The following is a 10,724-nucleotide window of genomic DNA, read 5'->3' on the forward strand; positions in this document are numbered from 1 at the left end:
AGTGACGGGCCGCGCTCACGCCCGTACGGCCAGTGGCCAGTGCTAGGACGTCCGAGCTTTCCCTCATTCCGCGGCTCCGCGTTCGATTATCGCAAGCGGGAGCCCGATGGGGGCACCACCCGCGCCCTGGAGGAGGGCGGGCGGCGGGAACGGCGTGAACCGCGACCCAGAGGTTGATGGTGGCACCCGGCGGGGACATGCGTAAGCCGCCGGGTACGGAGTGACCCGGCGGCTTACGCAGAAGCGCGGCGGGTCAGCCGGCTACGCGTACGGCGAGCGCGTCGCCGATCTCGGAGGTGCTGCGGGCCGGCTTGCCGGTGCGCTCCGCGAGGTCGACGGAGACCGCCTCGTCGATACGGGCGGCCTCGGCCTCGTAACCGAGGTGACGCAGGAGCAGGGCGACAGACAGCACCGTGGCGGTGGGGTCGGCCTTGCCCTGGCCCGCGATGTCCGGGGCCGAGCCGTGCACGGGCTCGAACATGGACGGGAACTCGCCCGACGGGTTGATGTTCCCGCTCGCGGCGACGCCGATGCCGCCGGAGACGGCCGCGGCGAGGTCGGTGATGATGTCGCCGAAGAGGTTGTCGGTGACGATCACGTCGAAGCGCTCGGGCTGCGTGACCAGGTAGATGGTCGCCGCGTCCACGTGCATGTACTCGGTGGTGACGTCGGGGAACTCCGCGGCCACCTTGTTGAAGGTGTTCGTCCACAGGTGACCCGCGAAGGTCAGCACGTTGTTCTTGTGGATCAGCGCGAGCTGCTTGCGCGGGCGGGCCTGGGCGCGGGCGAAGGCGTCCCGGACCACACGCTCCACACCGAAGGCGGTGTTGACGGAGACCTCGGTGGCGACCTCGTGCTCGGTGCCCTTGCGGATGGTGCCGCCGTTGCCGGTGTACGGACCCTCGGTGCCCTCGCGGACCACGACGAAGTCGATCTTCGGCTCGCCGGCCAGCGGGGTGGCGACACCCGGCAGCAGCTTCGACGGACGCAGGTTGACGTGGTGGTCGAAGGCGAAACGGAGCTTGAGCAGGAAGCCGCGCTCCAGGACACCGGACGGCACCGACGGGTCGCCGATCGCGCCGAGCAGGATGGCGTCGTGCTGCTTGAGCGCGTCGAGGTCGGCGTCCGTGAGGGTCTCGCCGGTGGCGTGGTAGCGCCTGGCCCCGAAGTCGTAGTCCTTGGTCTCCAGCTTCACATCCTGCGGAAGGACGGCGGAGAGCACCTTCAGGCCTTCGGCCACGACTTCCTGGCCGATGCCGTCACCGGGGATCACTGCGAGATTGAGGCTGCGAGACATGTCGGCACCGTACTCCTTGTCCCATGGGATGACATGCGTTGTCCGCGATACGGACACGCGGGAGGACTGCCGGGAGGACGTCCACGCCAACCCGTTGCCGCTCGTTCACCCGTACGTATGGCCGGTGTTGAGGTCTGCTGGGAAGTTCACCCTCATGGAGACACCCGACTGCGGCATCCCGCCCGAGCTCGCGCGCCGGATGAGCATGGCCGAGCAGTACGAGTACCTGCGCACGAAGCTGTCCCGGCGCCGCGCGCTGGTGACGGCGGGCGCGGTGGCGGGCGGGCTGCTGACGGGCTGTTCGGGCGGCGGCTCGGCGCGCACCGCGGCCAGCCCGACAGCGTCGGCCTCGGCGTCGCCGTCCGTGGCACACGGCTCGGCCGTCGTCCCGTTCGGCCGGCATCTCGCCTTCGGCGCCGATCCGCGGACCGGGATGCGGATCTCCTGGCAGGTCCCGCTCGCGGTGCGCCGACCGTACGTCCGGGTCGGCACCCGGCCCGACGAACTGAGCCGGAAGATCGACGCCGAGGTACGCGATCTGCACACCCCGGGGGTCAGCGGGGTGCGGTCGGCGCTGGACCAGTTCTATGTGCACGCGGCCCTGGACGGCCTGCTTCCGGGCACCACCTACTACTACGGCGTCGGCCACGACGGCTTCGACCCGGCCGCGCCCGCCCACCGCTCGACGATCGGCTCGTTCCGTACCGCCCCGTCGTCCCCGGAACGGTTCGTGTTCACCGCGTTCGGCGACCAGGGCGTCAGTCAGGCGGCCGCCGCCAACGACGATGTGCTGCTGGGCCAGAAACCCGCCTTCCACCTGCACGCGGGTGACATCTGCTACGCGGACGGCACCGGCCACGGCGAGAAGTCCGACGGCTACGACCCCGCCTACTGGGACCTGTTCCTCAAGCAGAACGAGCCGGTCGCGAAGTCGGTCCCGTGGATGGTGACGACCGGCAACCACGACATGGAGGCCTGGTACTCACCGGAGGGCTACGGCGGCCAACTGGCCCGCTGGTCCCTCCCGGACAACGGCTTCGACCCGCGTACCGCACCGGGCGTGTACGCGTTCAGGTACGGCAACGTCGCCTGCGTGGCACTGGACGCGAACGACGTCTCGTACGAGATCCCCGCCAACTTCGGCTACACGGGCGGGAAGCAGACGGCGTGGCTGGACGGGAAGCTGGCCGAGCTGCGGGCGGACGCCGCGGTGGACTTCATCGTGGTCTTCTTCCACCACTGCGCCTACTCGACCTCCACGCACGCCTCCGACGGGGGCGTGCGCGAGGAGTGGCTGCCGCTGTTCGCCAAGCACCAGGTGGACCTGGTGATCAACGGCCACAACCATGTCTACGAGCGCACGGACGCCATCAGGCAGGGCGAGGTGGGTCGGCCGGTCCCGATCGGCGCGACCACCGACCCGACCCGGGACGGGATCGTGTACGTGACGGCGGGCGGCGGCGGCCGGGACCTGTACGGCTTCCCGGCGGGCGTGAAGGAGAGCTACGAGGGACACGTCAAGGACCGCGAGTCGGTGGAGTCCTTCCAGTGGACGAAGACGCAGCAGTCCAAGGGTGAGACCGTCGAGTGGTCCCGGGTGCGCTACCGCGGGTTCTCCCTCCTCTCGGTGGAGGCGGAGAGCGGTACGCGCCCGAGGCTCACGGTGTCGGCGCTGGCGCAGAGCGGGAAGCGCATCGATCACTTCGAGGTGCGGCGGGGCGCGTGATCCGCGTCTCGTCCCGCGTCAGTGGCCGGTCGAGCCGCCGTTGTCGCGGCGGTCGAGGGCGCGCTGGAGCGCGGCGGCGGCGTTCTTGCGGTCGGACTCACTCGTACGGGAGAGGTGACGGACTCGGCGGCGGGCGGTCGTCTCGGCCATGAGAAATCGACTCCTTCGAGATCCCGGAGCGGAAAAGGGATTACGAGACGCCGGAAGGGGCGGGGAGCGGTGCCGCAGGGATTGCCTGCACGGGGCCCGGCTCACGACCGCCATTCGCTGGGTCGAGCGAGACGTTCGGCTCCTACAAAGTTACGGGAGGAGGGCCTGACTGTCTCCACAATTACTCGGACTTCCTACTATCTGAGACGGCGTCCTGTCCCACCCCACACCGACCTGCGGTTTCACCAGGGAGAGGTTCGTCCCGAACGCACGGAACGGGCCAGGTCGTCGACCTGGCCCGTTCCGTGTGCGCGAGGGCTCAGCCCATGTGCGGGTACGGGTAGTCGGTCGGCGGGACCAGCGTCTCCTTGATGGCGCGGGTAAGGGTCCAGCGCATCAGGTTCTGCGGGGCGCCGGCCTTGTCGTTGGTGCCGGAGGCCCGGCCGCCGCCGAAGGGCTGCTGGCCGACGACGGCGCCGGTCGACTTGTCGTTGATGTAGAAGTTGCCGGCCGCGTAGCGGAGCTTGTCCATGGTGTACGCCGCCGCCGCACGGTCGGCCGAGATGACCGAGCCGGTCAGCGCGTAGTCGGACACCGACTCCATCTGGGTCAGCATCTCGTCGTACGCGTCGTCCTCGTAGACGTGCACCGCGAGGAAGGGGCCGAAGTACTCGGTCGTGAAGACCTCGTTCTCCGGGTCCGAGCACTCGACGACGGTCGGGCGGACGAAGTAGCCGACCGAGTCGTCGTACGAACCGCCCGCGACGATCGTGCAGTTCGGGTCCGCCTTCGCACGGTCGATGGCGGCCTTGTTCTTGGCGAAGGCGCGCTCGTCGATGACCGCGCCGATGAAGTTCGACAGGTCGGTCACGTCACCCATGGCGATCGAGTCGACCTCGGCGGCGAACTCCTCGCGGAAGCCGCTGTTCCAGATCGACGCCGGGATGTAGGCCCGGGAGGTCGCGGAACACTTCTGGCCCTGGTACTCGAAGGCACCGCGGGTCAGGGCGGTCTTGAGGATCGCGCGGTCGGCGCTCGGGTGAGCGACGACGAAGTCCTTGCCGCCGGTCTCGCCGACCAGACGCGGGTAGGTGCGGTACTTCTCGATGTTGGCGCCGACCGTCTTCCACAGGTACTGGAAGGTCGGGGTCGAGCCGGTGAAGTGGATGCCCGCGAGGTCGCGGTGGTTCAGGGTGACCTCGGAGACCTCGATGCCGTCACCGGTGACGAGGTTGATGACGCCCTTGGGCAGCCCGGCCTCCTCGAGCAGCTGCATGAGCAGGACCGCGGCGTGCGTCTGGGTCGGGCTCGGCTTCCACACCACCACGTTGCCCATCAGCGCGGGCGCGGTGGGCAGGTTGCCCGCGATCGCCGTGAAGTTGAAGGGCGTGATCGCGTAGACGAAGCCCTCGAGGGGGCGGTGGTCGAGGCGGTTCCAGACGCCCGGGGCGTTCGCCGGGGGCTGCTCGGCGAGCAGGTCACGGGCGTACTTGACGTTGAAGCGCCAGAAGTCGATGAGCTCGCAGGGGGTGTCGATCTCGGCCTGCTGGGCGGTCTTCGACTGGCCGAGCATGGTGGAGGCGGCCAGCGTCTCGCGCCAGGGACCGGACAGCAGCTCGGCGGCGCGCAGAATGATCGCCGCGCGGTCGTCGAAGGACATCGCACGCCAGGCGGGCGCGGCGGCGAGGGCCGCGTCGACGGCGTCCTGGGCGTCCTGCCGGGTGGCGTTGCCGTAGGTACCGAGGCGGGCCTTGTGGTTGTGCGGCTGCACGACGTCGAAACGCTCACCGCCGCCCAGTCGCCGCTCGCCGCCGATGAAGCACGGCAGATCGACGGGGTTGTCGGCCAGCTCCTTGAGCTTCGCCTCCAGGCGCGCGCGTTCCGGCGAACCCGGGGCGTAGCCGTGCACCGGCTCGTTGACGGGGGTGGGGACCTGGGTCACAGCGTCCATGGGTTCCTGAACTCCTTCTTGAGCGGTGGGTTTCCGGGGCTCAGCCCTTGGTGATCATGCTTCGCGCGAAGAACCGCAGATTGGCCGGCTTCTCCGCCGGCCTCCGCATGCTGTGCCTGCCCGGGGGACGACCCCCGGACCCCCGGCAGGCGCCGCGGCACAGCGCGGTCGGGTCAGCCATGGCCGATCATGCTTCGCGCGAAGAACCGCAGATTGGCCGGCTTCTCCGCCAGCCTCCGCATGAAATAGCCGTACCAGTCCGTTCCGTAGGCGGTGTAGACGCGCATGCGGTGACCCTCGGCGGCGAGCCGGAGGTGTTCGTCGCCGCGGATTCCGTACAGCATCTGGAACTCGTACTCGTCGAGCTTGCGGCCGGCGCGGTGGGCGAGTTCCTGGGCGATGGAGATGAGGCGCGGGTCGTGGGACCCGACCATCGGGTACCCCTCGCCCTCCATCAGGACCTTCAGGGTCCGGACGTACGCCTTGTCGATCTCGTGCCTGTTCTGGTACGCGACCTCGGCGGGCTCGTTGTACGCGCCCTTCACCAGCCGCACGCGGCTGCCGCTCGCGGCGAGCCTGCGGGCGTCGGCCTCGGTACGGAAGAGGTAGGCCTGGATCACGCAGCCGGTCTGCGGGAAGTCCTTCCGCAGTTCCTCGTGGATGGCGAACATCGAATCGAGGGTGGTGTGGTCCTCCGCGTCGAGCGTCACGGTCGTCCCGATGGCGGCGGCGGCCTCGACGACGGGACGGATGTTGGCCAGGGCCAGTTCGTGGCCGCCGGGGAGTGCCTGGCCGAACATGGACAGCTTGACGGACATCTCGGCACGGGTGCCGAGCTCCAGCCGCTCGAGCCGGTCGACGAGCTCCAGGTAGGCGTCCCGGGCGGCGGCGGCCTGGTCGGGGGTGGTGATGTCCTCGCCGACGACGTCCATCGTCAGCTCCAGACCCCTGTCGGTCAGGTCCAGGACGATCGACACGATCTCGTCGACCGTCTCACCGGGGATGAAGCGGTCGACGACCTGTTTGGTCACCGGAGCCGCCGAGACCAGGCGTCGGATCCGGTCACTGCGTGACGCGGCGAGAATCACGGGACCCAGCACGGGGCACCTCCACATACCAACCCTGATGAGGCCGATACCCGAAGTTTCGGGTACGGCACGGGGAACCACCGTGAAACCTAAGGATCTCTCCGATCGTGTGCCATCGACAGCTGTCACGCATCCGTGCCCTGGATCTCAGACAGATGTATGAAGGCGCGCGCCGATGGGGGAGAATCCCCGGGTGACGTCGGATTCCGCGCCCTTCAAGAACGTGGGTGACTACCAGGAGCTGGTCGACGAGATCTCCGAGCTCCTCGGGGCCCCCGCGACCCTGGAGAGCCGGGACTTCGAGCTGATCGCCTTCGGCGCGTACGACAGTGAGGGCGACCTGGACGCGTCGGCGCTGGACCCCGTGCGGACCCGCTCGATCCTCGCCCGGCGCTCCACGCCCGCCGTCCGCTCGTGGTTCGAGGGGTTCGGCATCACCCGGGCGACCGGCCCGGTCCGCATCCCGCCCACCCCCGAGGCGGGCGTCCACCGGGGACGGATCTGCCTCCCCGTACGCCATCGGGGCGTCGTGCACGGTTACGTCTGGCTGCTGGACGACGACCCGGGGCCGACCGAGGGGCAGCTTGCGGCGGCGATGGAGGTGACGACCCGCATCGGCGCGCTCCTCGCGGACGAGGCACAGCACGGTGCGGATCTGAGCAGGGAACTGAGGGCGGTCCTGACCGCCGAGCGCGGCTGGCAGCACGACATGGCCGTCGCCGAATTCCGCACCGCCCTCGGCCCGCGCGCCGACACCCTCCACACAGTGGTGTGCGTGGCCCCCTGGCCGTCGGCCGACCCGGAGGACGCCCCGTCCGTCCGTACGGTCCCAGGGGCGACGGCCCTGTGCACGGTCCCCTGGGGACCGACGGCCCACTCCATCGCCCTGCTGATCCGGCTCCGCGCACCGGACGTTCTGACACCGGCGACGTCGGCGGCGGGGCGGCTGCTGGAGCGGACGGGAGCACAGACCGGGAGCGGCGGAGTCGGCGGAGTCGGAGGCGGCGGCCGCATCGGCGGGGTCGGCGGGGTCGCCGCCGGTATCGCCGTCGCCCGCGTGGGCCTCGCCGAGCTGGGCGCCTCCTGGCGGGAGGCCTCGGCCGCCGCCCGGGCCGCCCTGGCGGAACCCCGGTTCGGGCCGGTCGCCGAGTGGTCGGACATCGGTCCGTACCGTCTGCTGACCTCGCTGCCCCCTGAAGCGGCGCACGACCCCGCCGTGCGCGCTCTCCTCTCCCCCGCCCACCATGAACTGGCCCGGACGACCGAGATCTACCTCGACTGCGCCGGCCAGGCGGCCCGCACCGCCGCCGAGTTGGGCATCCACCGCCAGACCCTCTACTACCGCCTGTCCCGGGTCGAGAAGCTCACCGGCCTGGACCTGGATGACGGCGAGGACCGGCTGCTGCTGCACATGGCGTTGAAGGCGATCCGGCTGTGAGCAGGCCCGGGGCGGCCGCGTCGCGGGATCATCAGGGCATGCCCCTGCTGATGATCGATCTCGACAACACCCTGATCGACCGGGACGCCGCCTTCCGGGAGGCGGTCGCGTCGTTCCTCGCCGAGTACGCGCTGCCCGCAGACGATCTCCCCGCACTGCTGGCCCTCGACGCGAGCGGATACACGCCCCGCCCGGACCTCGCCCGGGCCATGCTCGACCGCTACGGCGCCGCGGTCCCCGACTCCGCCGTGCACGCCCTCCTCGACCACGGCGCCGCCGACCGCGTCACCCTGCCGGAGCCGACCCGCCGCGCCCTCGGCGAGGCCGTCGCGCGCGGCTGGACCTGCGTGATCGTCAGCAACGGCCGTGTCGCCCAGCAGGAGACGAAGATCCGGAACACCGGTCTTGACCGGCTCGTCCACGGCTGGGTGGTCTCCGAGGCCGTCGGCCACAAGAAGCCCGCGCCGGAGATCTTCCACGCGGCCGCGTCCCTGGTCGGCGCACGGCTCCACGGCGCCTGGATGATCGGCGATTCGGCGCACGCGGACATCCGGGGCGCCAACGGCGTCGACGCGCACAGCGTGTGGGTGTCGGGCGGGCGGCCGTGGACCGAGGCCGACTGCCGGCCCACCCGGATCGTCCGGGACACCGCCACCGCCATCCACCAGATCGTCGGCCCCAGCTCAGGCCCTGGCTCAGCCCCTAGCTGCGGGTAGCCGCATCGATCACCCGGCGCAGCCCCTCGGCGAGCTGATCCGCCTCGGGTGCGGTCTTCGGGTCGAAGGTCCACTGGGCGATGACCCCCGTCATCAACGTCACCAGCAACACACCGAGAGTGTCGACGGTCTCGTCCGAGACGTCCTCCTCCCGTCCCCCCATCAGCAGCGGGATGAGCCCGCGCCCCGCCTCCCGCTGGGCCAGCGCCAGATGGTCGCGCACCTCCGGCAGCTGGTCGCCCATGACCAGGACCTCCATGCTGAGGTGCCACAGCGAACCGGGCTCCCGCATGGTGCCGATGATGTTCGACCACACCTCCCGGAACCGTTCGAGGGAACCGGGCTCGGCATTGAGAACGGTCCCGTCCCCCACGAACGCGTCGCCCATCGCCTCGACCAGTGACACGTACGCCTGGGCCAACAGCGCGTCCTTGGAGCCGTAGTGGTACCCGATCGAGGCCAGGTTGGTCCCCGACTCCTTGACGATGTCGCGCGCCGTCGTCCGCGCGAAGCCCTTCTCCAACAGGCAGCGCTTGGCGCCTTCGAGCAGATCCTCACGGTGTCCCATGCGGTCCACCCTACCGCCACTTCATACAACCGTCCTAGACATACGTATTACACAATCGTTCTAGACAAGCGTTTAATACGTGCGTACATTCCTCGGCATGACCTCGAACCCGACGAGCACCACCCCGACCCCCGCCCGAGCCGGGCGCCGTGAATGGACCGCCCTCGGCGTGCTGATGCTGCCGCTGATGCTGGTCTCGATGGACGTCTCGGTCCTCTACTTCGCCATCCCGGCGATCAGCGCCGACCTGGAACCGAGCGGCACCCAGCAGCTGTGGATCTTCGATATCTACGGGTTCGTGCTGGCCGGCCTGCTGATGACCATGGGCTCGCTTGGCGACCGCATCGGCCGCCGCAAGTTGCTCCTGATCGGCGCCACCGCCTTCGGCGCGGCCTCACTGGTCGCGGCGTACGCGAACAGCGCCGAGACCCTGATCGCGGCCCGGGCCATCCTCGGCATCGGCGGCGCGACCCTGATGCCGTCGACGATGGCGCTGCTGCGCACGATGTTCACCGATCCGGGCCAGCGGGCGAAGGCGGTCGGCCTGTGGTCCGGCGTGATGACGGCCGGCATCGCGCTCGGCTCCGTGATGAGCGGCCTACTCGTCGAGCACTTCTGGTGGGGCTCGGTCTTCCTGGTCAACCTGCCCGCGATGGCACTGCTGCTGGTCCTCGGCCCGATCCTGCTGCCCGAGTCGAAGGACCCCGCGCCCGGCCGCTTCGACTGGCTGAGCGTCCCGTTGTCGATGGCCGCGGTGCTCCCAGTCATCTACGGCCTGAAGGAGATCCCCTCGGAGGGCTGGAACGTCGGCTACGTCGTCTCGATCACCGTCGGCCTGCTCTTCGCGGTCCTCTTCGTGCACCGCCAGCGCACCGCGGCCTCGCCGATGATCGACCCAGCCCTGTTCCGCGGCCGCGGCTTCGCGCCGTCCGTCGCCCTGAACCTGGTCTCGGCGTTCGGGATCATGGGGTCCGCCTACTTCACCACGCAGTACCTGCAGTCGGTGCTCGACAAGAGCGCGCTGGAGGCGGCCCTGTGGGCGCTGCTGCCGTCGGTGCCGATCGGGGCCGCGGCGCCGATCGCGACCACCCTGGTCCAGCGGGGTGTCGACCGCGCCCGTGTCGTCACCGCGGGCTTCGCGATCTCCTCGGGCGGCTTCGCACTGATGGCCCTCGCCGGGACGGACTCGATGTGGCTGGTGCTGGCGTCCTGCGCCGTCCTCGCGGTCGGCGGCGTCATCGTGATGTCCCAGATCATGGACCTCGCGATGGGCACCGCCCCGGTGGAGCGGGCGGGCACCGCGTCCTCGCTGATGGAGACCGGCACGGAGTTCGGCGGCGCCCTCGGCATGGCCGTCCTCGGCTCCATCGGCACGGCGATCTACCGCCACGAGATCCCGGCCTCGGCGCCGGCTCCGGCGCACGAGACGCTGGGCGGGGCGCTGTCAGTGGCGGACCGTGTCCCGGGCCTGGCCGCGGTGGCGCGGGATGCGTTCACGAGTGGGATGCAGGGTGCGGCGATCGCGGGTGCGGTGGTGCTGGCGGGAGCGGCGACACTGACGGCGGTGACCCTGCGGCGAGTAAGCGTACGGGAGGCGCCGAAGACGCCCGAGGCAGAGAAGGCCACGGTCTGAGGAACGCAAGACGCCGGACGAGCTGAGAAACCTCAGCCCGTCCGGCGTTTGAGGACAAGGCCCGTTCAGGGCCGAAGCGGGCGCTCGGGGGCGTCCGCCCCGGCCGTCACCTTGATCACGAGCTTCTTCGCCATGCCTGAATCGTAGTCACCCCCTC

General features: G+C 70.1%; 9 protein-coding genes. 4 read left to right on the forward strand and 5 right to left on the reverse strand.

The window, feature by feature from the left end:
- Nucleotides 1-253: 253 nt before the first annotated feature.
- A complete protein-coding gene (locus ABZ027_RS39905; RefSeq protein WP_356777393.1) occupies nt 254-1,297 on the reverse strand; it encodes a 3-isopropylmalate dehydrogenase in 1,044 nt (347 codons plus the stop codon).
- A gap of 154 nt (nt 1,298-1,451) precedes the next feature.
- Between ABZ027_RS39905 and ABZ027_RS39910 the strand changes: the two genes are divergently transcribed.
- Nucleotides 1,452-3,023: a metallophosphoesterase family protein gene (locus tag ABZ027_RS39910; RefSeq protein WP_356777395.1), complete on the forward strand. Its 1,572-nt coding sequence runs from the start codon at nt 1,452-1,454 to the stop codon at nt 3,021-3,023.
- Nucleotides 3,024-3,041: 18 nt separating this feature from the next.
- On the opposite strand, the gene ABZ027_RS39915 is transcribed toward ABZ027_RS39910, so the two are convergent.
- The 3 genes from ABZ027_RS39915 to ABZ027_RS39925 all read right to left on the reverse strand — a co-directional run bounded on the left by ABZ027_RS39915 (nt 3,042) and on the right by ABZ027_RS39925 (nt 6,224).
- A complete protein-coding gene (locus tag ABZ027_RS39915; protein WP_115905715.1) occupies nt 3,042-3,173 on the reverse strand; it encodes a hypothetical protein in 132 nt (43 codons plus the stop codon).
- Between the two features lie 319 nt (nt 3,174-3,492).
- Nucleotides 3,493-5,124 carry an L-glutamate gamma-semialdehyde dehydrogenase gene (gene pruA, locus ABZ027_RS39920; protein ID WP_356777398.1) on the reverse strand — a complete coding sequence of 544 codons (1,632 nt, stop codon included), beginning with the start codon at nt 5,122-5,124 and terminating at the stop codon, nt 3,493-3,495.
- Between the two features lie 173 nt (nt 5,125-5,297).
- Nucleotides 5,298-6,224, reverse strand: a complete 927-nt coding sequence (locus ABZ027_RS39925; RefSeq protein ID WP_356777399.1) for a proline dehydrogenase family protein — start codon at nt 6,222-6,224, stop codon at nt 5,298-5,300.
- Nucleotides 6,225-6,387: 163 nt separating this feature from the next.
- On the opposite strand from ABZ027_RS39925, the gene ABZ027_RS39930 reads away from it, so the two are divergent.
- A complete protein-coding gene (locus ABZ027_RS39930) occupies nt 6,388-7,650 on the forward strand; it encodes a helix-turn-helix domain-containing protein (RefSeq protein ID WP_356777401.1) in 1,263 nt (420 codons plus the stop codon).
- Nucleotides 7,651-7,688: 38 nt separating this feature from the next.
- Entirely contained in the window at nt 7,689-8,366 is a 678-nt protein-coding gene (locus tag ABZ027_RS39935) for an HAD family hydrolase (RefSeq protein WP_356777403.1), read from the forward strand.
- On the opposite strand, the gene ABZ027_RS39940 is transcribed toward ABZ027_RS39935, so the two are convergent.
- Nucleotides 8,353-8,934, reverse strand: coding sequence for a TetR/AcrR family transcriptional regulator (locus tag ABZ027_RS39940; protein ID WP_356777405.1), 582 nt, complete (start codon nt 8,932-8,934; stop codon nt 8,353-8,355). The two genes, ABZ027_RS39935 and ABZ027_RS39940, sit on opposite strands and share 14 nt — an antisense overlap.
- 97 nt (nt 8,935-9,031) lie before the next feature.
- Between ABZ027_RS39940 and ABZ027_RS39945 the strand changes: the two genes are divergently transcribed.
- Nucleotides 9,032-10,567, forward strand: coding sequence for an MFS transporter (locus tag ABZ027_RS39945; protein ID WP_356777407.1), 1,536 nt, complete (start codon nt 9,032-9,034; stop codon nt 10,565-10,567).
- Nucleotides 10,568-10,724 lie beyond the last annotated feature (157 nt).

The sequence above is a fragment of the Streptomyces sp. NPDC006332 genome, from assembly GCF_040612855.1.
Taxonomy (GTDB): Bacteria; Actinomycetota; Actinomycetes; order Streptomycetales; family Streptomycetaceae; genus Streptomyces.

What these genes read in the sequence shown, in the direction of transcription:
- ABZ027_RS39905 (WP_356777393.1), bottom strand. Translation starts at nt 1,297, where the DNA reads ATGTCTCGCAGCCTCAATCTCGCAGTGATCCCCGGTGACGGCATCGGC.
- ABZ027_RS39910 (WP_356777395.1), top strand. Translation starts at nt 1,452, where the DNA reads ATGGAGACACCCGACTGCGGCATCCCGCCCGAGCTCGCGCGCCGGATG.
- ABZ027_RS39915 (WP_115905715.1), bottom strand. Translation starts at nt 3,173, where the DNA reads ATGGCCGAGACGACCGCCCGCCGCCGAGTCCGTCACCTCTCCCGTACG.
- pruA (WP_356777398.1), bottom strand. Translation starts at nt 5,124, where the DNA reads ATGGACGCTGTGACCCAGGTCCCCACCCCCGTCAACGAGCCGGTGCAC.
- ABZ027_RS39930 (WP_356777401.1), top strand. Translation starts at nt 6,388, where the DNA reads ATGGGGGAGAATCCCCGGGTGACGTCGGATTCCGCGCCCTTCAAGAAC.
- ABZ027_RS39935 (WP_356777403.1), top strand. Translation starts at nt 7,689, where the DNA reads ATGCCCCTGCTGATGATCGATCTCGACAACACCCTGATCGACCGGGAC.
- ABZ027_RS39940 (WP_356777405.1), bottom strand. Translation starts at nt 8,934, where the DNA reads ATGGGACACCGTGAGGATCTGCTCGAAGGCGCCAAGCGCTGCCTGTTG.
- ABZ027_RS39945 (WP_356777407.1), top strand. Translation starts at nt 9,032, where the DNA reads ATGACCTCGAACCCGACGAGCACCACCCCGACCCCCGCCCGAGCCGGG.